Origin of the sequence: Bacillus sp. FSL W8-0640, assembly GCF_038007725.1 — a bacterium.
In the GTDB taxonomy this organism is placed as follows: Bacteria; Bacillota; Bacilli; order Bacillales; family Bacillaceae_G; genus Bacillus_A; species Bacillus_A cereus.
This window is the reverse complement of the sequence record NZ_JBBOXT010000003.1, coordinates 24,979-49,255: the sequence shown is the minus strand read 5'-3', so window position 1 is coordinate 49,255 and position 24,277 is coordinate 24,979. Positions and strand designations below refer to the sequence as shown.

Here is a 24,277-nt window from a genome sequence, read left to right as displayed (position 1 = left end):
AAATGTGCTTTACAAGAACATAAACGCCGATAAACGACAAAAAAGACTAGAGCCGTAGCCCTAGTCCTGATTTATCGTGCTTATTTAGTTACGGAAGCCTTTACCGTTTCTTTTTCCTTGACAGTTTCGTCACCTAAGATATATAGAGTGCCGTCCGCCTCAGGGAACGCATTGAACGTAATGTTCGCGATACGCTCGTTGTCAGGATCGTACGTGTAATCAGGATCAGCTGACGCCGCTGCGTTTGGTACAGTGATCCAGTCATTCGGCGTAGTGTCAGGCGCAGTCGGTTTAATAACCATTTTCTTCGCAGTCGATAACATATCGAATCCCGCTTGCGCAGATACGAACAACGCTTGCTTATCGCCGTTTTCTACGAATTTAGAGTTTGGCATTACTTTTGATAATCGTTTTAGATCGTGTAATGCGAATGGTACTGTCGTCTCAGCCTTACGTCCTTTCATGATAGACTTTACGGGCGTTTCACCGTATTGATCGACTGTAACCTCTTGTACTGATGTAGATACGCCGAATGAGATACCGCCTTTCGTGATGTCGAAAACTACCATGTCCTCGCCTTTGCCATACTCTACGATTGCAGCACCGATCGGTACGTTGATTGTATTAGTTTTTGCCATATTAATTACCCCCTGATAGTTAATTGAAAGTTTAGCGAAAAGATAGGACGTTTCGCCTCGTCCGTTCCCGTCCATATTGGTTGGGATTGTAACGCTTGTATTTTTGAGACCGACCAATCGCCGATCATAACGTCTTTTTTATACTTGAACTCTTCGTATAGCTCGTACGCCTTCGCTTCCGCCGTTTGGACGTCGCCCACATTCCCACGCACTAAGAACTGTAATGTCGTCTGCCTTACGCCTGTATCACGTGTAGGCATTCCACCGTGTAGTACGATCAAAACGCATTCATCATTCGATTTCGTAGGATATGTATAGGCGTAGTACGTATTTGGTATAATTGGTTTAACGTAATTCATAACGTCTTGTGCACGCATACTACCTCAATCCTTTCTGAACACCTTCGCCGAACCATCGTAAGTACTTTTGTGACTCACCTTTAAGTGGCCGCTCTAAATACTTACTACCGACCGCATAACCGTTAAATGATCCCGTAGAACTCGGCGTATATGACCATTCGTGCATGGCTATTGCGTAATTAAAATTACCGCGTCCGAACGCTGAGAACGAAACTTCTCCGATTACTTGATCGCCCTGTTGTTTGACGGTCTTTTTATGTGATTTACGTAGACTACTCGTATCGATAGGCGCAATGTTTGACGAGATCCTAGCGAGATCATCTACGCAATCCTGCATAGCTTGTTTAGTCGAATGTTTAACGTCGTTTGTGATCCGATTCATATTTCCGTCAAAGCTGCTAAAATCGATTGTGAACCCTGACATTAAATAAACACCACCGTCAGCAACGGATTACCTGTGAAATCCCGCTGAATTGTAATGTTTTTCGGATTACCTTTGTAAATCGTTCCTGCTTCGTTGACGTACTCAATTTCATCTTCGTAACCGATATCAGCTAGCTTGTCTAGCAATAATTTCAGATCGACAACGATTGTTGCGCCGTGCATTTGACTATTTCGATCCGTTGTGGTGTGCGATCCCTCGACCGCACGACATGTAAGTTCGGTTTCTTCAATCCTTTCGGGCTTTCCCCATATATCGAGATCTCCGACCGCCCTTCGTCTAGTGACTGTTTGTTTTAATGGTACGATTGCCATTATGTAAGCCACCCCACATTTCGACCCGATACGTGTAGATCGTCGTTTACTTCTTCGATAAGCTCTACTACACTGTCAGGTATAAGATCCTTTAGCGATTGCCCTACCGCACTAGATACATTGTTTTCTTTGAACGTGAAAGAACCTACGCCTGTAACGCTGAATGATGCGATTCCTTGTTGCTGCATCTTGTTCGTGTCATTGTAAACGATAGCTAGGTACGCAGCGAATTCGTAAACTGCTTTGTCGGGGATCGTATTTCCCTTGAATTTCTTTTCTAGCGTCCTACCTGCCGCATTCATAAGGCGAACTTTCTTTGCTTCGTCGGCATCGTGCCAATCTTCGTTACTAATTACGTAAGCGTCGATGTGTTCCGTTGCTGCTGCAATTCTATCCATCTATCACGACCTCCCGTATACGAAAAGGCGACTAGAGCCGAAGCCCTAGCCGATCAGTTTCGATTATTTTTTAGCTGCTGCGCGTGCCGTAGTTGCTTTAGCAGGTGCTTTCTTGCCAGTCGCAAGACCTACGATTTTAGCGTGTGCCGCTTCTTGTAAGAACTCTAGCGTGTACTCGCCGACGATCATACCTTGCATGTAATCGCCTTTCTTACCTAAGTAAGTGTGAGCGAATTCACGCGTTTGTAGTGGACGGATATCGATACGGTTTGCATCGATGATTAATACCTCACCCGCAGGCATGTTGTTATTTAATAAGATCTCAGCGTTACCGAAGTCAGATACGTAGTGGTCTACTACTTGTCCGCGTCCGTTATCTTGACGAGTTAAACGGATTTGAGCATTGCCGAATTGTGAGATCGCGATCTTTTGCGTAGCGCCTACTACGATCTTGTAGTTACCGCCTTGATTGAAACCGCCCGCTTCGAAGATCATGCGGAAAGCATCGATTAAGTGCTCGTCAGAAATCGCAGCACCACCCGCAGGGATAACGTTTGTTTCGATGAATGAGCGAATACCGCGCATCATACGTTTGTTACCTTGCTCGTACTTGATACCGTTGATTACCGCTTTTTCTAATGCTAGCGCTAATTCTAGTTGTTTCTTTTGTTTCTCTTTTTCGTACTCGTTGTCAACGCCATATTGAGCGACTGCCATTGCCGTACCTGTGATTTCTACAGTTTCGTCGAAGATTTGCGTAATATTAGATACGCGCTTACGTGGTTTGTGACGACCGTCGCGAGCGTCTGATCCTTCTTCACCCTCTACGAACATTACTTCTACCACTTCGCCTACTTCCGCAGTACCCGCAGCAGTATCAGCGTAACCACGAACTACTGTTAACTTCTCGCCTTCGACTTTAGCTACTAAGATCAACTCTTCGCCGATACGAATTACTTGACGAGATCGGAATGCTTCGCCGCTTTCTACTTCTACAGTTGTGTCGTCAGCAGTTAGAGCTTTTGTCAATGCGCTCTCTTGTGCGAACATTTCATCTTCGAACCATACGTGCTCGACGTTCGTTACTGTGCTACCGAATTGAATTAGGTTTAACATTGGTGTTTGTAGTGGATTTAATAGTAAAAATTCATCTACTACCGATTCTTTCTTTCCTACTAAGTCCTCTGTATAGATCTTTGTCATTTATAAAACCCCCTGATATTTTTGTAATAGAAAAAGCCGCCCACAAAAGGCGACTTGATTTGATTTGTGATTTATGTTAAAGGCTTAACGCCCTAACTTCTTTTTCATTTGCGCATACTTGACCTTATCTTCGATGCGACCGTAACGGCGAACATTTGCCGCTAACTCTTCTAGAATTTGCTCGTCAGTCTTTTCGAGTGGTTTCTTCGCACCATTCGAAGCGCCGCCGATTTCCTTCTGCTTTACTTCTTTTTCCTTAACTAAGTAAGGGCGATCTTTCGCTAGCTTTTCGACGATCTCGGCAATCTTTTCGACTTCCGTTTCGTCATTAACGCCCGCTAACATTCGAGCATCTTGTAAATACTCTTCGGGAATGTTTGCTGCTTTCGCTGCTGCGTTGAATGCGTTCGTCACTTTCATGTCACGATCCGCCTTCTCTAATGCTGCGATGCGTGCTTGTGCTGCTGCGATCTCTTCGTCTTTCTTCGCTGCAATCTCTCTCGCCTTTTCTAGCTCGTCCAGTTTTGCGAGACGTGCTTCTTCGGCTGCTTGATCTGCCGCTTCTGCTTTCGCTTTTAATTCGTCGTAATCTGCGAACTTTTCTTTTACCTTGTTCTTATTACGTACGATAAGTGCGTCTAGTTCGGATTGCTTTAGTGTGACAACTTTTTCGTCGTCTTTAAGCTCGTCCGTTTTGATTTCTTCTTTGATTTCCTCTTCGTGAGTTTGGTTATCTAATTTCTCTGTCATTCTGATACCCCCGTTTTAAACCCGTCGGTTATAAATTCTGATGCTTAACCCCGTCGTAAGGCTTGTTTCTTATCTCTTTCCTCATACTATAGGTACGACTAATCGATCGTTTGTTGTATACATTGCGTAAACTTTTTAACTTTTTTCTTCATTTCTTAAATTTGGATCGCGTCCGCCTGCTTTTTCCGCAGCTTCTCCGATAATCTGCTGCCTTTTCGCAAGTTCCTTCGAGTGATCGTCTAGTTTGTCGTAATCACGAAACGGCACGATATGATGTTTGCAATTCGGATGGAAAATCTGCCCTGTTGCTTTCAACTCGTCGTACGTGGGGTATGACCCTTCGGCTTCGGCCTTTAGTTTAATGATCCGCCCTTGATGGAATCGACACGCATCTTTTGTAGATCCGTTGAATGAGATCGTCGCATAATAAGCGCCTCGACTGATCGCCTCGTTTTCCGTAGCTTGTTTTTGGATCTCAGTTAGTTTCGTACGCGCTAGCATTTCCGTATAGCGCTCGACCGACCAACGGCGACCGCCCTTGTCGATGATCCCAGTATCAACGCAATATTTAAGTTGCTGCTTTAGCTCGTTGATCTTTTCTTTCATCTGATCCGACATAACGGTAGAATTACGAGACGTTGCGATCCCTGTCGCTATAACCTCGGCTGATACGGCGCGTATACCTCGCTGCATTTCCGTAGCCATGTTATCGGTAATCGCAAGAACGTTTTTCATCGTGTCCGCTGCTGCTACTCGTGCCATATCTGCGTTTGTCTGACTAAATCGAGCAATTCGATAGGCAGCTTCGATCGTGTCCGCGTATCCTAGCGCATGTAGCGTTTGTGCGATTCCCTCTTTCGCAGCAAGTGGGACATTTTCTTTGATCCACTCGGCCGCTTCTTTGTCTACCTTGATAAGCTCTAATTGAATATTATGCATAAGTGCAATTCCAGTCGCTCTATTCAGATCAGCGATTTCCATCTGATCGATTTGTGCCTGCATGTTCTGTAATGCCCGTCTATAAATGCGGACAAGCCGCCCAACGTTATATACGTAAGACGGCTCGATTCGCTTATCATTCATTTACTTTTTCGTCCTCTTCATTCATTGGAAGATCTAGTTCGATTTCGCTTTCTTCGTTGAAGACGTTAGGCGTTGCAGGCTTTAACGCTTTTTCATCTTCTAGAATTCTATCGACTACGGCCTTCGCTTGAATGTCGTCTAGACTATCCATTTCTTTGATAGCAGTTAATCGATCGATCGTAGGAAGACCACCAGTACGGATCTGCATGATTTCCGCTTGCTCTTTCTCGTTCGCAGGCAATCCGTCTCTCCATCTGATTTTCGGGTAAATCGCTTCGTAATGCTCGAATGATCCTTCGTTTGCGTAGTTCTCTAGTAACTGGGCGCAATATAACGAGTCTCTGAAAGCACGGTCTACGTTCGTACGAACACGTTTGACTTTCGATAGGATCGGCATAAATCTTGCTTTGATAGCTGAACCGTCCGTATGTGACGTCCCAGTCCCGCCGACGTTACCGATCGATGTACCGAATAACCATTGTGGCGTCTCTGAGATTTGGAAAACTAGATTGATTAACGTCTCTAGTTGCTTGAACGCGTCTGTTAGCTTTCCGTCCCACGTCATATAAGCGGGTGCGACTTCTCCGTCTCTTACTGGAATATAACGGCCACCCCACGTAAGATTGACGTTTTGTAAGTCTACGCCGTATGCGGTAGGATCGCTATGTTTCATTAAGATATAGTCGATCTGAGTTAAGCGGTCATTGATCGCATAGATTAACGATTTGACTTTCTTCGTTGTACTAATGCCTCGCCAGTGTGTATCGGTTGCCTTGTACGGAATATGTCGTACTAGGATCATAGGTACGCCCGTTTCTACTACTCTGAAACCTTCGTGTACTTCGTCTAAAATCTCATATTGTGGCTGATTAATGCCGTACTTCGTAATGATGTTGGGTTTCGAGGATAGTCGGAATCTTCTATAATGAATGTATCCTGCGATATGTCGTTCTACATTCAGATATGGCGTTTCGCTTCCGTCCTTTTGTATAACCCATTCGATCGCCGCAATATTTACGGCCTTGAATTTCTTCTTTGATCCTCGCGCTAACTCAGGGAATACAGTCGATGGATCTTGCGACTCGATGATCGCTTCCATTTCGACGCCCTTCGGAATGTACGGAAGTTCGCTAAAGTCTTGACGGTATGAGAAATACGTCTTAATGAACGAATCCCCTCGGAAACCTGCGCCCACGACTAATTCTTGACCTAACGCAGAAAGATCGTTCTCTTCTACGATTGCGGATAATCGCTGCTGCTCGATCGAATCGGGATCTAGGCCACTTTCGAACGTTGGATCTTCGTTAAACATAAGATCAGCGGGCTTGTGGACGATAATGTCGAGAAGATTGACCGCTAGATATAACGAATTTAATCGTTCTGCGTGCGGTGTATCCTTTAACATTTCCTGCGCTCGCTTAGGTAGCGTTTTGAATTCTCCTTCATACAGTCGCTTACCTGTCTCGTAATCTGCTAGACGCTCTAGATCGTCCGTCGGCGGAAATAGCTTCCCGACTTCGAATAAGGTGTCATTCGGTTTGAATTCCGTTTCTTGTGTGCTATCGTGCTTGTCATGAAAATTATGATTCGTCATTCTATCGCCTCCTATATAAAAAGAGCGCCCTTATAGAGCGCTGCAATTAAATAACCGTGCCTTCGTAGTACACCTTTTCCAGTTCGTGAACATGTACATCGAAGTTATACTTCTCTAATGCTTCGCGACCTTCTAAGAATGCATGACATGATTCGGTTAACATGATATTTCGTGGTAGATCCGTATTATCGTCGAATAAGATTACTGGACGTTGTACGGCCGATGCTGCTCCTAGTTCCCAGTTTGTGCCGCTATCAGTCGAATGAACTGCGACAACGATATCGCACTTTAAGATCTCATGACAGTCGTTTAAATACGTAGCTTTTCGCCACTCTACCGATCCGAATTCTAAATGTTCATTTTGATGTTCGCGAGGGCTAAATACTTCTAGGCCTTTATCGCGTAATACCTTTTCTACGAATGCAACGCATTCGATCTCTTCGTCATTGAAGAACGGCGATGCCAGGTAGACTTTTAACGGTCGTTTCGGTAATTTAAGAACATTGTTATGATTAACGTAAGATGCTTTGATTTTTGCCATATTTAACAACCTCCGATTTTCATGTTAGGGAAGACCGCCCGAAGGCGTATCTTCCCTACATGTACATAAACGCTAGACTATAACCAAATAGGCTTATCTCGCATAACGGATCGTGGACGTGCGACGTGCTCTACAGACATTTGAAGGGCGTCGGCAGAATCTACATAGTCACCGTAAGGATATGCGTCTAGCTGATCTAGTAATAGTTTGTGATGTCTATTAAAGATCAACGTTTTGTTAACACAATACGGCTCTAGTGACTCGATGCGCTGCTCTTTCGAAGACTTGTGCCCTTTAACGTCGATTACTTTCGTAGAATACAATCCCTGACGTGGCAACTCTTCTTGTAATTGACGGTAGAACTCGTGCTGCGCGTTGATCGTCTCGACGACGAGTAGGTTTGGTCGATATGCTCGCACACGATCGATAATGCCCTTCATGAACTTGTGCGGCGGCTCTTTGGTTGCATACTCGTCCAACACAAAAATACGCCCTGACGCTTCGTGACGTCCCGTTATTACTAACGAGTTGTAACACGAGCGGGCGCTTTTACCCATTGCGATATCCCACGCGGCCGATATTGACATATCGCGTAGTCTATACGTTTCCCCGTCGTATACGCAGGCTCTTTCGCCCGTGAAGTGATCGAAGTCGTATACGTAATACCCGAATTGATCCGTAAAGAAGAACTTTTCATCTTCGCTAAATGCGCGATTTCGATACTCTGAGTTAAACGTCTTCGTACCCATATTCGCTTTACGCTCCATTAACGCTTTATACGTCCAACGCCATTCCCACGCGGTTTCAACGCCTAGCATCATCGCAGTTTTATTCTTTTCGTAAAACTCTTCGGCCTCGCCGTCCGTACCATGCAGGTATTTATCGATGTACTCTTCCCACATCTTCGGAAATTTTGGCTCGGAAACGATCGCATCATAGAAACACGGTCGGAAATCTCGGCGCTTTAATACGTGCGCTAGTAATCCAGTCGCAGAAACCATCGTACCTACTAGAATGTGATTCGTAGTTTTCCCGCCGATCGGTAATACAACGGCGTTATACCAGTCGATCAGCTTTTGTCGAGCTTCTTTAGTACCTTCGTTATTCATAGATGATGGATCATCGACCACGCACGTTGTCGGTCTCAGCGCGCCGTGACGTTTACCACGTAATTGCTTCCCTGATGAACTCGCCTCGACTAATTGATTCGCTCGCGTAATGAAAGAAGACTCATTATCGCGTTCGTTTGCCATTGGGTTTTCATATAGAAGTAATCCGAAGTCCTCGATCAGCTTCTTATTGAATTTAAGCTGCTTATTACACCACCCGATCAACTTTTTCGATAGATCGTCGGTTTCCGAAATTACTAGTATGTAACGATGCGATAACTGACGAAATACTAAGCCCTTCAATACGTACGCATTCGAGAAGATACCCGACTTCGAGTGTCCACGAGGCGCGGCGATCGCTAGGTTTGTACCTGTTCCCGCGTCTACATCGTCACATAATCCGAAGAACTCGCGATGTATTCCCGCCATTTCGTCAAGACCTTGATGCGGTGTACCATCGTCAGAATTTTGAATAATATTATCATCATTTTCGGGGTTGCATTGATCCGATAGATATTCCATCGTAAAGAATGCGTTATCTACTTCGGCGCGGTGAACGCGCTCTAGTCGAACGAGTTCGTTTTTCTCCCGCATCATCATATCGATATGGTATTCGCTTGCGTTTCCCGATTCGTAAAGATCTAAAAGAGAAGAAAGGCGATCTTTTACGATCGCAATCCTTTCCGCTCTTTCTTCGCGATTTAAAAACTTGCTGCCGATCCACATTATAGATCGCCTTCTTTCGCGCTCTGCGTCATAGCTTTGATTTCCTCTAATTCTTTCGCTAGATCCGCGTTGCTGCGAGCGCCGTCCGTCGTATTGTCTTCGATAACTTTCTTATCAGTAAGTAACGCATGACGTCGGAAGTATAAGTCGATACCTTTGATCGATGGTTGTGCGCCGCCGATCGTACGCATTAACTGTTTATATACGAACGGTCTCATTTCGGCTAGAAACTCGTCCGCGATAATGTTCTTATAGTCGATGAATGCTTTGTTTTTCGTGCGCCATTTGTACAGGCACATGCGAGTAATCCCTAGTTCGTTCGCGATTTCCTCCTGCGTCTTGCGATCTTCGTCCATCGCTAACTCGTTTTCGACTAACATAAAAGCGGCTTCGCGCTGCTTTAGATTTAACCTTGATTCTAGTTCTTTTTTACTTGCCATTATAAAACCCCCTTAATTTTATTTAAAAATCCGTTGACACCCTCGCGATATCATGAAATAATGAATGTCACAAAAAAACGGAACACGATACATTCAGGAGGTCAACAAATATGAAAGAAGTACAACCAATCAGAAATAAACGCAATATCAACAAAATGAAACGCGCCCTACACGGTCGTAATAAATTGCTTTTCGTTTTAGGAATTAATTTAGGTCTGCGAATCTCGGATCTGCTTTCGTTAAAAGCGTCGGACATTTATACGCCTAGCGGCCGTTTTAAGTCTCATATCGAATTGATCGAGGCCAAAACGAAAAAACGCCGCAAATTGACGATCAGCGACGCAGTTAAAAAAGAGATCAAAGATGCAGGAATTAAGGGATATAGCGAAGAATACCTGTTTCCTTCACGCAAGGGATCGAAGCCGATCGGACGCGTACAGGCTTATCGAATTCTTAACGATGCTGCGGATCGCGCAGGATTAAGCGAGATCGGTACGCATACACTACGTAAAACATTCGGTTACCACGCATATAAAGGCGGCGTCGATATTGCGACATTGCAACGCATTTTCAATCATTCGAGCGAAAAAATTACGCTACATTATATTGGAATCACGCAAGATACAATCGACGAAGTGTATAACACGGTTTCACTATCGTTGTAATAGAAAAAGCGCTACCCACGACGGGCGGCGCTTTATTTGCGTTTATCTCTTCATAATATAGGTACGACTAGCTACGAATTAATTGTATACATCGTGTAAACTATTCTATTTACCCAGCAATCTCGGGCTTTTATGTATATTGTATTATTTAAATAATAATCCATGTGACGTTGGTGTAACATGGCTAGACGTCACACTAACTAGAACTATTAATAAACGATAGCTAGTATATAAATATATCTGATCGTAATAAATTACTCTCAGGGATTACGCAGCAAGTACATAAATGAGGCAAGAAAGGCCGACTAGACTGCGTATATTAAGTAATAAAAGATAATGGGCGATAGATTATGCGTTAATTACGATAGAAAAGAATGCGCTAGAAAATACGATATATCTCTTAAATTCCTCATATTCGCTTGTATGACGTTTTATGCACTAGGAATACGATAGGTCTCGAAATGTAGTTAATATCGCTAATTTAGCTAGTTGCGTAATTATAAACGATAGATATGCGTATTTGATCGTTAGGAAGTCGATAGGATCATAAAAAGAGGATTTTCGGTAGGAAGCCGTCGGGATCGTTGGGATTCGATAGGATTTCACAAATTATATTGAAGTAGGTTGTGTGTATGAGATCGGAAGGTGCTGCGCTAGGATCAACGCCCTGAGTTAAAAATGGTGCGCGCTTTTTGAGAACCATTGCTGCGGGGGTGGTCGCCCGTGGGCTTGGGGGGATTCGAAAATTTTCGATTTGGGATTCGGTTTTGTGAATGTGATATTCAATTAGATGAATAAAGAATGCAACAGAATGATATTTTGTTACTTTCAAACTTCTCTTTTAAACGTTGATTTAAAAGCATTCGAAAGACTTTCACAATCAATTTAATTCGATAAAAGTTTTATGCACAAAAAGAAACGTTGATTTAATGCCATTCTTTTAACGCAAGAATTTTCAATCGAATGCATAAAAGAATGAATAAAACTTTCGACTCTTCTTTTCAACCCCCTGAGTTTTGAAGTTCTTCTTTCTCAGCGAAGTTTGTTGATGAATTCAATCGCAAATACTTTTCGATAAACATTCGATAACACAACGCACACACTACTAATATATCTATGCGCACATATACCGCCATACTATATCATGTCGTACCGTAGTGCACCGTACACCTACCACTATATAACTGTATGCACTATCGACATATGCAGTACACACAACGTACATTATTATTCGTATGAGATATCTATTATACGTAAACGTACGTACACATACCGCCTATTACTACCGACCTATATACGCCTTGTTATATACCGCCCTGTATATAGCGCTATAAACGTACAGAAATCGACTATATATACCGCTCTATTTAACGTACATTATGCGTGTTGGTAACGTATATCTACCGCACATTTAAATAGTTTACATTGACGTGTATCTATCGCCATTCGATCGAAGTAGTTATGTATTAATTAACGCTACATTTGTCGTTATATTTAGCGATACATTTATCGAAAAATTACATATAAAGCATGTCTTCTATTGTACGTACATACGTTAATAGAATGTAAGCACAAATGAAACGGCGGTGATATCGTACATTTGTCGATTGTTTATCGAACATATACCGCACACTTATACGTATATATATAGCGAATAAATATGATTAAATCGGCTTATAATAATAGTATCAATCACGCCGTTTCTTGCAATTTAAAAATATTATTGAAACGTTTGTCATATCAACGTTATAATGAATATGTGCTTGAGAGAGTACAATACTTTCGAAAGGAGGTTACGAAGTGGATATCGTGTTACACTTCATATCGACATACGGATTTGATATCGCTAAATACTTACTACCGTTCATTGCAGTCAAGTGGGAATTTGAGTACATAAACGAAGATGGTAAGAAAAAGCGTAGATTCAAAATCGCTAGTCGATTCTCAAGAAAGTAAAATAGCGTAGGGCGTGTGACAGCACGCTCTATCTATTACTTAATTATAACACGAAATATTCACGAATATACTATGAAAAAGAATCGAAATGTAACGTTCCTAATTGTATTCGCATTCGTCTTTATGTGCGCAGCGAAAGCGTTCGGAAACCTATACGTATCATCATTCGGCGTAATCTTCGCCCTATCAGTAGCCGCAGCGGTAATTACCGATATGGTAAAGAGGGAACGCAAGGCATAAAAACAAGGCGAATAATAGCACGAATCATAAAAGGCGGCGATCTGTCAAGAGATCCCCGCCTTTTTTATTTATATTTACGCCTTCCGTCTCACATGAAACGACTTAATGACGCCCATGTGTACGTATTGCCCTAGTGCCGTAAATAATGCGCCCACTGTTCTACAATGCTTACGTTTGAATGAGTCCATACTTACGCCCGTATATGCGCTATGTCCTTCGATGTATAGTCGCTTACCGTCCGTTACAATCTTACAGATATCTAAATCATTGCGCCCTCTCACTCTATAAGCAGGGGGGCGCTCCATCTAATTACTACCCTATCGCCGATTTTCGGTTGTCCTTTAATCATTATTAGTTACCGCCCTTCTCTACTAGGTTTAACTCGTAATCGTCACGATCGTATATCTCGACTAACGACGCAGGTTTGTCGTTTCTATAGCGGAAACTACCAGTTCCCATATTAATTAAGTAGTTATCGTTACATACGATATAGTAGCTAGATCGTATTGATCCCGTATGTCGCAGCGATACAATGTTACCGCCTCGTATAGTTCTCGTTCTCTCTTTACTATTTACTTTTACTTTTACTTTCATTATTTAGCGCCTCCGATCGGCGTTAACGATAGTTTATATTTATCTTTCGGAAATACCTCGAATGCGATTGCTTCGCCGATACTCGACTGATCCGATAGTATATAACCGCTCGACTTCGAATCCCCACGCCATTTAATCGATACGATGTCGCCAACCGTAGGTATAAATTGTTTTACCTGTACGTCTAATCCCATATATAACGCCTCATTTCAATTGTATTTTTGCTTACATGTACATAAACGCAGCCGCAGCAGGTCAAAAAGAAAAAGAGCGCCGTTAAGCGCTCCTATAATAAGTCATGTATTCGCTTTGTATGTCTTCGTTACCATTACGGCGCAGCCCAGTCTTTCCGAAGTTACAGAAAGGGCGCAACGCCTTAATTAAGTATGTCTCGTAAATCTCTCTATGACTAATCTTGTTAACGTACATATAGTCGATACGATGTGCCGTACCATTTGCGATTAACTCACGTAATCGTTCGTTAGAACTCGCATGATTTATATGTTGTCCTGTCCGTTTTAATAAGTCGTTTGATATGCCGACATATAACGGATTGCTGAACTTATCATAGAATACATATACACCGCCTACATATTGTAGATCCGCGATCGCTCTCATATCGCTTTTTAGGTGTTTTACGAACACACTTTTTCGTACGCTAGGCGGTTGTATTGCGATCATGCCGTCGTCGTATTCGTTATTTCGTAGTTTCTCTTTAAATTCCGCAGCCTTTTCGAATTCAGCTTTTAAGATCTCCTTACGTTCCTGATCCGATACCACGTATCGCCCTTCTTCGTTGATCTTACGCTTTAATCTCGTGATCGTTTCCGAAGGCGTCGCCGTAGCGCAATCGTCGATCGTCGTAATGTTATCGAAGTGCTTCCAGTACATAAGAATAAGTAGTCTATCGTTGATCCTCGTAGCAGGATATTTTCGCAGTATATATTCGACTTTCGATTTTTTCGTTTGTAATTTCCCCATTTCCGCCCACCTCTTAGAATGTTATTTTGTTATTTGGTCGCAGCATTCCGCCAACGTGTATCGATGTATCTTTAAATAAGTCCTTACGCCAGTCGCCTTCATATCGTACGATCCTAACGTACCTTTTTCGATTTTCTTCGGATCGCCTACATTTACCTTTACGCCCTTTTTAATTGCTTCGTTCATGTTCGTTAGTGCGTCCGCGATTTTCTTCGCATCTACTTCTATCTTTACAGGTACATTTATATTGATTTCGCCTTTGATCGGCTCTAGGTGGTTAATTGCTACCGTAGTCGATGCGAATGTTTTCGGGTTATAAATAACCGCCAGTTTATCGTGCTTGCGCTTGTCCGTCTTATTATCGATCACTCGCAGGATCTCGACCATATCGCCGCGTACGTGTCGTTCTACATCTTCGTGATCGTCGAATGTATAGTCACCGCCGCGCTCTACCATTTCGAATGAGATCTTTAATATTGCCTTGTCGCCTGTTTTGAACATATATAACGCCCTCCTATTAAAAAGAAGCCCTATTCGGCGTCCCTTTTATTGTGTAATTAATACATACATAAGGATCGCGGCCATTGTGGCCAATACCGCATATCCTCGTATCAGTCGTTTCTTTACATTTGGCATTATTCTTCTTCGCCTTCTTCTTCTTCATAGGTTACGACGAATTTATCACCACGTAAGCCAGCTTTATACGCAGCTTCCATCATGTCGGGAATATCTAAAACGAAGTCTAGATCACGCTCTAGATTTGCGTCTTCGGGACATTCGTGTAGATCGCCGATACTAATGTCGCAGATCCCTTTCGGCATTTCCATTTCTACATGTGATCCGCTCCACATTCCGCCTTCTGTATGTCTTACTACGATCTTAAATTCTTGTTCATTAAGCGTCGTTCGGATCAATTCTTGCGAATCTAGTTCGATTACGTCGTACGTGCCTTTCCGATTGCTCGTTTGTCCCATCGAACGACCTAAGAAACTACGATTTAAAAATGCCGCTTGTCCTTTTGCGCCCGTCAATAATTGCCCTGTCTCTTTGCTTACCGCGATATAGATTTTACTCATATATCCGCCTCCTTATCGTTTGTGCTTACATGTACATAAACGCAAAAAAGACGCCCTACGCGGCGTCCCTTGTCTCGATCTTCCATAATTCATTATGTATGTGATTCGCAATATCATCGAACCATGCAGCGGTACATTTACGATTTTCAAATAGATCATATACACGCTCTAGCAATTTCATGTACTTTTCGATCATTTTACGTTACCTCCTTCGATTAATCTCACGTTAGTAATTTCGTCGTGTCCGTCGCAGAATGTAACTTCGATCTTATCGCCTACCTCTAATGTACGAACGACCTCGAAGATGTCGTCTTCATATAACACTACGTCGCCGTTTTCGTTTTCCGCCCAGACTTCGGAATCTGTATGATTTAATGCGGATACTGTATATTGTTCTTTCGTAAAATTGCCGTCATATACGTCCGTATTTGCGCAACCTCCGATCGTTAGGACAATGATTGCAGCAGTTGTCAATTTCGTGATTTTCTTTAACATATGATCGACCACTTTCGATTTAATAGAATATTTTACGAACCGCACGTCTTTTGATCGCTCTAGGCGTATATCGTTTCCACGGTTTCAATTTGTAGAATAAGTCGTACGGCATCGGAACGAAGATAACGTCAGGTTGTGCCGCAGCTTCTTGCATCGGTGCGGTCAATTCGATTGAGCCGCCGTGTATGTCATTCTCTACTTGAATCTCTTTCAATAGATCCAGTACATACTCGTTTGTATATTGCGCATAACCGCCGTGATAACGCGTATTTAGTTTCGTTGTGATCTCAGATACTAAAAGCTCGTCGTTTTCCTGTAATAGCGCGCCAACACTTTGTTTTACTCGCTCTTTCTTCATAGTGACCGCTCTCCTTTTGTTATTTCGCATGTTGCTTAATTAAATAAGCGATATGATATCTTGAAGATGTCAATAAAAAGTTAGAACCTACATTAAAGAGGCTCTAACTACTTGCTTATTACTGACTTCTACCCACAATTTAAATGGTTGGGTATTACTATATACTTCGACTATATTAACACCGTCATCGAGTCGATAATCTCCATCGATCGGGTTACTATTTACACGAATGTTTTCCCAGTCGCATAAGTTAGCGTATTCGGCTTTCGTTAGATCAAGATAGTTAGCTTTAAGAACTTTTCGTACGTGCGGCTTTCTTCTGAAATACGCGAGTAACTGTCCTAGTGTCATTACGCAGCTACCTTTGATCGTGTGATCTTGCTAGATTGCGTCGCCTTGCGGTACGCCTCGTTCTCGCTCGCTAACTTTGCGTCTTTACGCTTATTTACGCTATCCTCTTCGTACGGGCGCAGAATACGTCGTGTAGGTTTGCGATAGTTAATATCGTCAGCACCAACCGTTCTACATGCGCGTTGTACATCTACCGTAATTTCTCCACGACTGATGATGCGGTTTTTTGCCTGATTGTCCGTCATTACTGGGTACTCTTCTAAAGTCATTTTATCGACGCGTGTATCGCCCTCTAGCGATTCGTATAGAATATGATCCGCTAGATATTCAAGTACGCCGATCATTTTATTTTTATCGTTGCGTAGTCGTACGTCCGCAGGCGGTTTTCCGACCTGTTTAATGTATTGATCCGTTAAGAATTCCACCGCAGCCATACGATCATGAATCGGTAGCATTAGATCAACTAGTTTGCGAGCCTCTTCGACGAAGACCGTTTTAAAGTCGCCGACAAACATTCTCGTGAAATTGAGTTTATATTCTTCGATGTTAGTAATTTGCTTTTCCATATGTAGCCCTCCTAGTAATCCCACGCCGTATATACAGCGGCGATCTTTTTTAATGCAGCTTTTGTATTACGGCTTGTCGTAGACTTATCGACGCCCATAATTTGCGCAGTTTCTATGTTTGATAGATCTCTACCGAATCGAAGATCCATGCAGCGTGCTTGTAAGTCCGTTAATTCCGCCTGATAGATTGCGTTTTCTAGATCCGCCAGTAGATCGATTGCAGCCGTATCGCCTCGTGATTCCGCAGCAGATCGTATGTTATGTTGTTGTTCTAGTAACGCCTCGACGCCCGCTACCGTGCGAAGCTCGAAACGTACTTCTAATCGTTTCGTTGCCGCTTGTTTATCGAAGTTAGATACGCCCATATCGCATAGCCTCCCTACGTGAAATAGTCTTCATATCCTGATTGATCTTCTTCATAAATTCGCGCCATGACTTATCGGCCGCAATACGGCGCTTTTCTTTTCTATCAATATCGATCAAGATTGCGTCTAGTTGTTGTACGAGCTGAATTAAGCCGTCGTTATTGTAAATCTCGTAATCTACCTCGAATTTATCGATCGCCGTTTCCGTTTCATGATAGAAGTCTTCTTCTTTGAACTCGTCGCCCGCATCGATAATACGTTGCTTTCTGATCTCGTCGTCTACGTTTACACGAATGATATATGTGCCCTGTTCTCGCAACGAATCGATTTCATTTTGTTGTCGTACGTCCGTGATAACCACGTTATGGCCTGTTGATCGTAAGAAGTCAATCTTCGGTTGTAGTCGTTTGATCCAAACTAATGCATCATGTTTGCGCTCTTCTTGCCCTTCGTGTTGCAACAATGCACGACGCTTTCCACCTTCTTGCTTTCCGTACTTGCGATCCACCTGCTTTTTCAGCTCGTCCGCATATGCACCACGTTGGAAACCTCCGCGACGATCCTTCGCCATTAATCGGGCGATCGTATCTTTTCCCGTTCGCATCTTGCCCGCGATGCCGATTAGTACTGTGTTTTTCATGATTCCTTACCACCTTCCACGATCTGATTAATGCCGTATCGAATGCCTAACGCAAACATACCCGCACCCAGCCATACAAATAATCTATCTACCATCATCTTTTTCATTTCTTCGCCTCTTTTCGTTGTTTTGCCTTACAAGTACATAAACGCAGCAGCAGCGTCATATCGGCATTTAGGCAAATAAAAAAGAGCGAAGGCGTATAGCCCTCACTCTCGTATATATCCCGTTACATATTTCACACCGAACAAAGACGTCGCCGCTTCGCTAGATCCGCGAAACATATCAAACGTATTGCCCTGTATTGCGCCGCCGCGATCCTCGCACACATAAGTACCGTCTAGATCGGGAATTTCGATCTTTGTACCGAACTTATATTGCGGTGGACATGCGAGCGTACGACCTTGTGTGTAGTCCGTTCCGCTTGCCGTCTTTCCTTCGCAGCCGTTGCAATCAGCGCCGTACGCCGTAACTCTCATATCTATTTTGCGCCCACCATTCTTATTTTCGGACGGCTTCGCCTCTTCGGATTGATCCTTTTCTTTCGGAACTTCCTTCGGTAGCTCTACCTTCTTCGACTTATTAACGGTGGACGCTCGTAACTTTTTTAAGCGTTCGACCTCGCTCGTCAGGTGTTCGATCGTTTCCGATTTGGTGCGATCTTCGAGTTTCGTCTTTTCGTGATTCTCTTTTTCGACCGCTAGATCCCATTGCGCTTGGCCTAGATCATTTTCTAGATTGTTAATGCGCTTGTATAGATCGAATGTCTCGTCTTCTAGCTTTTTGCGATCACCCTTCGCCTTATTGTGCGCAACTTTTTCGCGTGCTAGATCATTTTCGAGTGCTTCGATCTTCGCGTCAGACGATCGCATCTTATCGATAGATACCGTCATGCCGACGAATAGCAGCATAAAACCGAATATCAGTAACAGAAATTTGATTTTCCTCATTACGACATCAATCCTTCTTTGATTGCCTTACGCACGCCGCGGAAATACTCGACCTGATTGTCGATCGTAATGTTTAGCTCTTTTTTCAAACCATTTAAGAAGTTCTTTGATCCTTTGAGCGGAAAGATATTGCCGAATGCTACAACCTTCTCACGACCTGTTTTAAGTTCGATCAGGTGAAAGCCTTTCGAGTTTGTTGGTGCGACTCTCAATTCGCAGGGAATCGGCTTCGCTTTTGGCCTTTCGTTTGTTTGTGGTTGCATTAAAATTCCTCCCAGTTATAGAAATGTTTACGGCAAACGCTTCGATATTCTTCGTCGCCGATCAGTACTTCGTCTCCCTCTTTTGCGGGATTCCCGTCTACAAAACGTAAGTTCATCGTAGCTTTGCGGTCGCAGCATTGACACAATCCCTTAATTTCGGAAATGTCGTCCGCTAGTGCGAATAGTTCCGCAGATCCTTCGAATAACTCGCCTTTGAAGTTCGTTTTTAGTCCGTAGCAGATTACAGGAATGTTAAGGCCGTCAACGATCGCGACCGCTAACGTTTCGATAACTCGCTTCGTAAAGAACTGACATTCATCTATTAGAATTACGTCAGGCCGTTCGAATACCGCTGATCGATAGATTTGTTCGGCGTCGTCGATATGTACCGACGTAGCTTCGTGCCCTAGTCCTGTACGACTTACGACGCGATCTTTGCCGTACCTGTTATCGATATTTGGTGTAAATATCAATACACGACGTCCCGATCTTTCGTAGGTGTCCGCAGTCTTTAGAAGTTCTAGCGACTTCCCCGCCGCCATTGTTCCCAGTTTTGCGTATAATTTCGAACTCATATATCGCCCTCCTTCCGTTTTGCTTACAAGTACATAAACGCAAAAAAAGACGCCCATAGGCGTCCTTCGTCGTCGTTCTATTCTTTTTCGTTAAGTTGTCGTAGCTCTATTAATGTAGCCTCTTTTAATTCGATTACTACCACCATGAACATAAACACTGCGGCAGTTAGTCCGCCTGATATTAGAAATACTATTCCGTTAAAAATACCGTCTTCCGCGTAATCAGTCGACAAAAAGCTCATTAGTGCGAATATGCCGAAGAGAACCGCAGTAACTAGAGCGGCCAGCCTAAAGATTACCGTGATAGACGATCGTACGGTTTGTTGTAAATTCATATATAATAACATCCAAATTTAATTATCCACGAACATCATTACACAACTTGCGTAACTAATCAAGTAATTGAGCACTAAAAAGACGCCCTATTCGGCGTCCTTCGTTTGTTCTTCTACTAATTTCTTATACCTATCGATAGACATTTGATGAAATTCCGCAGACGTATACGAAGTCTTATCAATCATTGCCTCGATCGATTTAACCAATTCACCTGATGCGATCACTAGATCCATATTATCGGATTGCGACGCAACTAGTCGAGCATGTGCCGCCATTTCTACTAATACGTTGATCTCTAATGTAGTTGTAAGTTTTACCATAACAAAACCCCCATATAGACTTATTTTTAAATATTACGCAACTTGAGTAATATTTAAAAATTAATCGATCGCTTCGATCTCTTCTAATGATCTTTACGATATCCCTAAATTTTCAATTATTAGTGATAAGATGTCCACATTTACCTCTAATCGCGCTCCTATTACAGTATTTGTTGGGATTACAAATAAATTCAACTGTTCCATTGTGATAACTACATCTTATTAATTTGTTGAGCTAACCATATAACGATATCGCATGTATGTCAATAATAATTTTTAAACGTTGCAACAATGCGAATAAATGTGATAAAATGAGTGCATATTAATAGGATATCGATATTATCGGGGGTTATATAGATGAACAACTTAAAGTATGTGAATTTCCACAACGCCACGAAAGACGATCCGCGTTGGGAAAAAGCTAAATACAAGGATTTCGAGCCACTACATCGAACAAATACAGGTACAGGCATACGATTCGTATTACGTGAATATCTAGAAAAGATAGGTTTATCACAACGATCTCTAGCCGAACTAAGCGGATTAAATCAGCCGACTGTAAATGACATTTGTGAGAATAGAGCGTTACTACTAAACGTTACACATCTTGTGCGTATATGCAGCGTACTGGGTTGTAACATCACTGATATTATGGTTACAGTACCGATACAGAATACGGAATACACGGAAAGCGATAGCATTCACAATCTACGACAAAAAGAAAAGGCGACTCATTAATTTGAGCGCCTATTTTTTATTTGCTTTTTATGATAATCGATCAGCCATGCCGCCGTACTTACCGTTCGCGGATCGTGGTACGGCAGGTCGAATCCCGATGCGGTTTCCGTCGTGAATCCTTCGAACTCTTTCGCCATATCAGCGGCCTTTGCTTCCGCAGGATATTCCGCATGTAGTCGCCCTAGCTCCATCGCCCAACGATCGTAGGTGTGATCGTCTATGATATTTGTATTGTATTGATAGTAAATGCACGAATGTACTAAGATCTGATGACGTCTTTGCGTAATATTATCGCGAATAGCTTCGTTCATATTCTCGTAGACCTTTCGTATAGCTCTTTCCATAAACTCGTATATGCGACATGTAAATTTCCGTCTAACATATCGTAAAAGCAGCATGGCATTTCCGAAGTATCATGTCCTAGTAGGTGCGCCATTTTATAGCATTTAAATACCTTCTTATCGCGCGTTAAATTCGATTTATAGCCTAATTGGTTTATGTGTAGATCTATATACCCGTATGTCTGATCCGTGAAATCTTCGACACTTACTGATCCGCCAGACCAACCGTGACGACATTCGTTACAAGACGTATTGATCGGTGTACTGAATCTACATTGCGATAAGACTTAGATCAGCTCGCCGACTGTTTTCGCATGTGTTAGCTTAATCATCTTCGGCCACCTCTTCAATACTAAACTTTTCCCACGCTTCCTCGTTGCGCTCTAGGCCATGATATAGCGCGTCTTCTAGTCTTCGCGCAGATACATCGCCCGTGAATTTGATTACGAATGTTTTTTCTTTAGACATCGAATCGCTCTCCTTTATCGAATTTGCAATCTTTCACGAGATATGGCTTCACACCTCGATACCACCATTCAAAATTGATAGGTCGGCGTACCGTACAATCGATTACTTTCGTTGGTCGTTGCCCTCGCCATTGCTTGCCATGGATCGATTGTCCTACGCTGATCGCTTCGAGCTTTACGTTTTTACGAATGAACACTAGATCCTCGTCGTATTCGTTGTATAGCTTGTTAGCCTCGTCCCTCTCTTCGGGCGTGTCATAAATTACCAACACGTATCGAGGTTTAATTTGTAGATCCTTTTTCATACTATCGCCTCCTACATACATAAACGCCATTAAACAACAAAAAGACGAGATCCGAAGACCTCGTCTTTTAACTCTCATTATTTTTTAGAACATCATACCCGCAACCGCAGCGCTTAATAAATTCGCTAGCAGCCCGCCGATCAATGCTAGGAATCCCAGTCGCGCTACGTCCTTACGAATAGAAGGCGCTAACGCTCCGATTGACCCTAGTAAGATCGCGATTACTGAGAAGTTAGCGAACCCGCACAATGCGAATGTAACTACTAGCATCGCTTTCGGTGACATTGTGACGTCAACTAAATGCCCGAATGCTACGAATTCATTAAGTACCGTCTTTTGGCCGATGAATGATGCGGCTTGCATAATTTCGCCACTAGGCACGCCGATAAGCCACGCCAACGGCGCGAATAAGTAACCTAGAATTAACTCGATCGTTAATCCTTCAATGCCGAATAGCGAACCGATTCCGCCTAGAATACCGTTAGCGAATGCTACGATTGCGATAAACGCCATTAACATAGCAGCTACGGAAACTACGATTTGAATACCCTCTTGCGCGCCCTTCGCCATTGCGTCGAACATGTTCGCAGATTCTTCATCTTTAACTAGATTTACGTCTTTGATTTGCGACTCTTCCGTAGTTGGCATAATAATCTTCGCGATTAGTAATGCCGCAGGAATCGCCATAACCGCAGCCGTAAGTAAGTAGTTTAACGGAATGCCTAGCGCAGCGTATCCGACTAGGATAGAACCCGCCACCGACGCTAGCGCCGACGTCATGATCGTGAATAACTCAGTTTTGTTTAGCTTCGTAAGATACGGCTTAATTAAGATCGGCGCTTCTGATGCGCCTAACGCTACGCAGCCGATCGCATTAACGCCCTCTAGCTTTGATACACCCATTAATTTCGAAATGATTGTGCCGAAGAAGTTAACGATTCGTTGCATGATCCCGAAGTAGTATAGTAACGATACTAGCGAACTAATAAACACGATAACCATTAACGCATGGAAGAAGAATACGAAGTTCCCTGTCGCTAGATCACCGAATACGAATTCGATACCACCCTTCGAATAATCCATGAAGTGTTGAACGCCGTTACTAGCGCCTTCTAACGCAGCGATCCCGATGTCCGATTTCATAACGAACGCAGCGAAGCCGATCAACATTGCCAGCCCAACGCCTACCGTCTGTAATTTAATATTTTTGCGATCCTTTGATAATAAGAATGCGATCGCTAGAATTCCGATAATGCCTAAGATCCCTCTAATCATTCTGTTACCTCCTGATTATCTATTTGTTTGTCTTCGAAAAATCCGCTTCTTTTATGATGCGTTTCGCAGGCGTGTACGGTAACGACGCCGCTCATTGTTAGAACAACGCCGCTACATACCGCAGGCTTTCCGCACTCTTTACCTCTGGCTACAGCTTCGCAGTTCATGCGGGCAACCTCCCGATTTTAATTAGTGCGTCCTTAACGATCTGTACGACTTTCTTTTTGTCTTCTTCGTTATTGACGTACTCTAGCTCGGCAACATTAATTTTGATCTTCGGTGAAATATCGTACTTCTCGTACCATTTCGTATATTTTGCGTAAAGGCGATCCCAGTAGCCGCGCTCTACTTCACTTTCAAGGCCGCGATTACGCTTCGCAATTCGTTTCATGGCCGTATCTACGTCACAATCTAGATAGATTAGTAATGTAGGTGCTTGCGCATGTTCTAGCATTGAATCTAGTAGCGTATCGTATGTGTGGAATTCTTCCCACGTCATGCCCTCGCCGCCGTCTTCGAGATCTTCCGCTAACATTTCCGCGAAGATACGATCGCCGAAGATCGAGCGATCTAAGATGCCGCCGCCTGTACGATGGATCTCTTTAATTTGTGCGAATCGCGTATTAAGGAAGTGGATTTGCGTCGTAAACGCCCATCGCGTTTTCTTTGCGTAGAAACGATCGAGCAGGTTTAGAGTGTCCCGACTTCCGATTTCTTCGTATAGTTTGATGCCTAGTTCTTTCTCTATTAATTTCGCTAGCGTCGTCTTACCAACGCCTACGATTCCGTCGCATACTATCACATTCTTTTCCCCCTTGTTCAT

The 24,277-nt window shown here is 43.1% G+C and carries 39 protein-coding genes; 4 read left to right on the top strand and 35 right to left on the bottom strand.

Features of this window, described 5'->3' with window-relative positions:
- Positions 1-80 precede the first annotated feature (80 nt).
- From N2V80_RS29905 to N2V80_RS29855, 11 genes are all read right to left on the bottom strand, one after another.
- A complete protein-coding gene (locus N2V80_RS29905; protein WP_180227100.1) occupies positions 81-638 on the bottom strand; it encodes a hypothetical protein in 558 nt (185 codons plus the stop codon).
- A 5-nt stretch (positions 639-643) separates the two neighbouring features.
- A complete protein-coding gene (locus N2V80_RS29900; protein WP_061655951.1) occupies positions 644-1,015 on the bottom strand; it encodes a minor capsid protein in 372 nt (123 codons plus the stop codon).
- 405 nt (positions 1,016-1,420) lie between these two features.
- Complete coding sequence (locus N2V80_RS29895; protein WP_061655952.1) at positions 1,421-1,753, bottom strand: hypothetical protein; 333 nt, start codon at positions 1,751-1,753, stop codon at positions 1,421-1,423.
- On the bottom strand, positions 1,753-2,151 hold the full coding sequence (locus N2V80_RS29890) for a hypothetical protein (RefSeq protein WP_061655953.1): 399 nt from the start codon (positions 2,149-2,151) through the stop codon (positions 1,753-1,755). The genes N2V80_RS29895 and N2V80_RS29890 overlap by 1 nt, the downstream gene beginning before the upstream one ends.
- Before the next feature lie 63 nt (positions 2,152-2,214).
- A complete protein-coding gene (locus N2V80_RS29885; RefSeq protein WP_061655954.1) occupies positions 2,215-3,354 on the bottom strand; it encodes an SU10 major capsid protein in 1,140 nt (379 codons plus the stop codon).
- 84 nt (positions 3,355-3,438) lie between these two features.
- Complete coding sequence (locus N2V80_RS29880) at positions 3,439-4,104, bottom strand: hypothetical protein (protein ID WP_061655955.1); 666 nt, start codon at positions 4,102-4,104, stop codon at positions 3,439-3,441.
- A 135-nt stretch (positions 4,105-4,239) separates the two neighbouring features.
- Positions 4,240-5,187: a phage minor capsid protein gene (locus tag N2V80_RS29875; protein WP_061655956.1), complete on the bottom strand. Its 948-nt coding sequence runs from the start codon at positions 5,185-5,187 to the stop codon at positions 4,240-4,242.
- Positions 5,180-5,860 carry a phage portal protein gene (locus N2V80_RS29870; RefSeq protein ID WP_226800216.1) on the bottom strand — a complete coding sequence of 227 codons (681 nt, stop codon included), beginning with the start codon at positions 5,858-5,860 and terminating at the stop codon, positions 5,180-5,182. Before N2V80_RS29870 ends, N2V80_RS29875 begins: the two co-directional genes overlap by 8 nt.
- A gap of 967 nt (positions 5,861-6,827) precedes the next feature.
- Positions 6,828-7,322: a nucleoside 2-deoxyribosyltransferase gene (locus N2V80_RS29865; RefSeq protein ID WP_061655958.1), complete on the bottom strand. Its 495-nt coding sequence runs from the start codon at positions 7,320-7,322 to the stop codon at positions 6,828-6,830.
- Positions 7,323-7,399: 77 nt separating this feature from the next.
- On the bottom strand, positions 7,400-9,157 hold the full coding sequence (gene terL, locus N2V80_RS29860) for a phage terminase large subunit (RefSeq protein ID WP_080451004.1): 1,758 nt from the start codon (positions 9,155-9,157) through the stop codon (positions 7,400-7,402).
- A complete protein-coding gene (locus N2V80_RS29855) occupies positions 9,157-9,597 on the bottom strand; it encodes a phBC6A51 family helix-turn-helix protein (RefSeq protein WP_061655960.1) in 441 nt (146 codons plus the stop codon). Before N2V80_RS29855 ends, terL begins: the two co-directional genes overlap by 1 nt.
- A gap of 110 nt (positions 9,598-9,707) precedes the next feature.
- On the opposite strand from N2V80_RS29855, the gene N2V80_RS29850 reads away from it, so the two are divergent.
- The 3 genes from N2V80_RS29850 to N2V80_RS29840 all read left to right on the top strand — a co-directional run bounded on the left by N2V80_RS29850 (position 9,708) and on the right by N2V80_RS29840 (position 12,458).
- Positions 9,708-10,262 carry a tyrosine-type recombinase/integrase gene (locus N2V80_RS29850; RefSeq protein WP_061655961.1) on the top strand — a complete coding sequence of 185 codons (555 nt, stop codon included), beginning with the start codon at positions 9,708-9,710 and terminating at the stop codon, positions 10,260-10,262.
- Between the two features lie 1,800 nt (positions 10,263-12,062).
- Entirely contained in the window at positions 12,063-12,218 is a 156-nt protein-coding gene (locus N2V80_RS29845) for a hypothetical protein (RefSeq protein ID WP_154695902.1), read from the top strand.
- 72 nt (positions 12,219-12,290) lie between these two features.
- The gene (locus N2V80_RS29840) at positions 12,291-12,458 is read left to right on the top strand and encodes a hypothetical protein (RefSeq protein ID WP_170954441.1); all 168 of its coding nucleotides are present in this window, start codon (positions 12,291-12,293) and stop codon (positions 12,456-12,458) included.
- A 74-nt stretch (positions 12,459-12,532) separates the two neighbouring features.
- Here the strand turns inward: N2V80_RS29840 and N2V80_RS29835 are convergent, their stop codons facing one another.
- The 18 genes from N2V80_RS29835 to N2V80_RS29750 form a co-directional block, all read right to left on the bottom strand.
- A complete protein-coding gene (locus tag N2V80_RS29835) occupies positions 12,533-12,739 on the bottom strand; it encodes a hypothetical protein (RefSeq protein ID WP_180227088.1) in 207 nt (68 codons plus the stop codon).
- 70 nt (positions 12,740-12,809) lie between these two features.
- A complete protein-coding gene (locus N2V80_RS29830; RefSeq protein WP_061655129.1) occupies positions 12,810-13,052 on the bottom strand; it encodes a hypothetical protein in 243 nt (80 codons plus the stop codon).
- Positions 13,052-13,246 (bottom strand): hypothetical protein, encoded by a 195-nt coding sequence (locus tag N2V80_RS29825; protein ID WP_061655128.1) that lies wholly within the window; start codon positions 13,244-13,246, stop codon positions 13,052-13,054. The genes N2V80_RS29830 and N2V80_RS29825 overlap by 1 nt, the downstream gene beginning before the upstream one ends.
- Before the next feature lie 82 nt (positions 13,247-13,328).
- Positions 13,329-14,033, bottom strand: a complete 705-nt coding sequence (locus tag N2V80_RS29820; RefSeq protein ID WP_061655127.1) for a nucleotide excision repair endonuclease — start codon at positions 14,031-14,033, stop codon at positions 13,329-13,331.
- 21 nt (positions 14,034-14,054) lie between these two features.
- Entirely contained in the window at positions 14,055-14,420 is a 366-nt protein-coding gene (locus N2V80_RS29815) for a hypothetical protein (RefSeq protein WP_340981142.1), read from the bottom strand.
- Between the two features lie 248 nt (positions 14,421-14,668).
- Positions 14,669-15,109 carry a hypothetical protein gene (locus tag N2V80_RS29810; RefSeq protein ID WP_061655125.1) on the bottom strand — a complete coding sequence of 147 codons (441 nt, stop codon included), beginning with the start codon at positions 15,107-15,109 and terminating at the stop codon, positions 14,669-14,671.
- A gap of 55 nt (positions 15,110-15,164) precedes the next feature.
- Positions 15,165-15,305, bottom strand: a complete 141-nt coding sequence (locus N2V80_RS29805) for a hypothetical protein (RefSeq protein WP_154695881.1) — start codon at positions 15,303-15,305, stop codon at positions 15,165-15,167.
- Positions 15,302-15,604, bottom strand: coding sequence for a hypothetical protein (locus N2V80_RS29800; protein ID WP_061655124.1), 303 nt, complete (start codon positions 15,602-15,604; stop codon positions 15,302-15,304). Before N2V80_RS29800 ends, N2V80_RS29805 begins: the two co-directional genes overlap by 4 nt.
- Positions 15,605-15,623: 19 nt before the next feature.
- The gene (locus N2V80_RS29795; RefSeq protein WP_061655123.1) at positions 15,624-15,962 is read right to left on the bottom strand and encodes a hypothetical protein; all 339 of its coding nucleotides are present in this window, start codon (positions 15,960-15,962) and stop codon (positions 15,624-15,626) included.
- An 87-nt stretch (positions 15,963-16,049) separates the two neighbouring features.
- Complete coding sequence (locus N2V80_RS29790) at positions 16,050-16,313, bottom strand: hypothetical protein (RefSeq protein ID WP_061655122.1); 264 nt, start codon at positions 16,311-16,313, stop codon at positions 16,050-16,052.
- Complete coding sequence (locus N2V80_RS29785) at positions 16,313-16,879, bottom strand: hypothetical protein (RefSeq protein WP_061655121.1); 567 nt, start codon at positions 16,877-16,879, stop codon at positions 16,313-16,315. Before N2V80_RS29785 ends, N2V80_RS29790 begins: the two co-directional genes overlap by 1 nt.
- An 11-nt stretch (positions 16,880-16,890) precedes the next feature.
- The gene (locus N2V80_RS29780) at positions 16,891-17,244 is read right to left on the bottom strand and encodes a sigma factor-like helix-turn-helix DNA-binding protein (protein ID WP_061655120.1); all 354 of its coding nucleotides are present in this window, start codon (positions 17,242-17,244) and stop codon (positions 16,891-16,893) included.
- Positions 17,231-17,884 carry a deoxynucleotide monophosphate kinase family protein gene (locus N2V80_RS29775; protein ID WP_061655119.1) on the bottom strand — a complete coding sequence of 218 codons (654 nt, stop codon included), beginning with the start codon at positions 17,882-17,884 and terminating at the stop codon, positions 17,231-17,233. The genes N2V80_RS29780 and N2V80_RS29775 overlap by 14 nt, the downstream gene beginning before the upstream one ends.
- A gap of 209 nt (positions 17,885-18,093) precedes the next feature.
- On the bottom strand, positions 18,094-18,834 hold the full coding sequence (locus tag N2V80_RS29770; RefSeq protein WP_061655118.1) for a 3D domain-containing protein: 741 nt from the start codon (positions 18,832-18,834) through the stop codon (positions 18,094-18,096).
- Complete coding sequence (locus tag N2V80_RS29765) at positions 18,834-19,097, bottom strand: hypothetical protein (protein WP_061655117.1); 264 nt, start codon at positions 19,095-19,097, stop codon at positions 18,834-18,836. The genes N2V80_RS29770 and N2V80_RS29765 overlap by 1 nt, the downstream gene beginning before the upstream one ends.
- Positions 19,097-19,672, bottom strand: a complete 576-nt coding sequence (locus N2V80_RS29760) for a thymidine kinase (RefSeq protein WP_061655116.1) — start codon at positions 19,670-19,672, stop codon at positions 19,097-19,099. The genes N2V80_RS29765 and N2V80_RS29760 overlap by 1 nt, the downstream gene beginning before the upstream one ends.
- A 77-nt stretch (positions 19,673-19,749) precedes the next feature.
- Positions 19,750-19,905 (bottom strand): hypothetical protein, encoded by a 156-nt coding sequence (locus N2V80_RS29755; RefSeq protein ID WP_340981130.1) that lies wholly within the window; start codon positions 19,903-19,905, stop codon positions 19,750-19,752.
- 189 nt (positions 19,906-20,094) lie between these two features.
- Positions 20,095-20,328: a hypothetical protein gene (locus N2V80_RS29750; RefSeq protein ID WP_061655114.1), complete on the bottom strand. Its 234-nt coding sequence runs from the start codon at positions 20,326-20,328 to the stop codon at positions 20,095-20,097.
- 357 nt (positions 20,329-20,685) lie between these two features.
- Here N2V80_RS29750 and N2V80_RS29745 point away from each other — a divergent pair, with 357 nt between their 5' ends.
- Entirely contained in the window at positions 20,686-21,066 is a 381-nt protein-coding gene (locus tag N2V80_RS29745) for a helix-turn-helix domain-containing protein (protein WP_061655113.1), read from the top strand.
- Here the strand turns inward: N2V80_RS29745 and N2V80_RS29740 are convergent.
- The 6 genes from N2V80_RS29740 to N2V80_RS29715 form a co-directional block, all read right to left on the bottom strand.
- Positions 21,063-21,377 carry a DNA ligase LigA-related protein gene (locus tag N2V80_RS29740; RefSeq protein ID WP_061655132.1) on the bottom strand — a complete coding sequence of 105 codons (315 nt, stop codon included), beginning with the start codon at positions 21,375-21,377 and terminating at the stop codon, positions 21,063-21,065. The genes N2V80_RS29745 and N2V80_RS29740 overlap by 4 nt on opposite strands.
- A 354-nt stretch (positions 21,378-21,731) precedes the next feature.
- Positions 21,732-21,875, bottom strand: a complete 144-nt coding sequence (locus tag N2V80_RS29735; RefSeq protein ID WP_172793962.1) for a hypothetical protein — start codon at positions 21,873-21,875, stop codon at positions 21,732-21,734.
- Positions 21,868-22,179, bottom strand: a complete 312-nt coding sequence (locus N2V80_RS29730; protein WP_061655112.1) for a hypothetical protein — start codon at positions 22,177-22,179, stop codon at positions 21,868-21,870. Before N2V80_RS29730 ends, N2V80_RS29735 begins: the two co-directional genes overlap by 8 nt.
- A gap of 84 nt (positions 22,180-22,263) precedes the next feature.
- On the bottom strand, positions 22,264-23,454 hold the full coding sequence (locus N2V80_RS29725) for a NupC/NupG family nucleoside CNT transporter (protein WP_061655111.1): 1,191 nt from the start codon (positions 23,452-23,454) through the stop codon (positions 22,264-22,266).
- Positions 23,451-23,621, bottom strand: coding sequence for a hypothetical protein (locus N2V80_RS29720; protein WP_154695879.1), 171 nt, complete (start codon positions 23,619-23,621; stop codon positions 23,451-23,453). The genes N2V80_RS29725 and N2V80_RS29720 overlap by 4 nt, the downstream gene beginning before the upstream one ends.
- Entirely contained in the window at positions 23,618-24,277 is a 660-nt protein-coding gene (locus N2V80_RS29715) for a deoxynucleoside kinase (RefSeq protein WP_061655110.1), read from the bottom strand. The genes N2V80_RS29720 and N2V80_RS29715 overlap by 4 nt, the downstream gene beginning before the upstream one ends.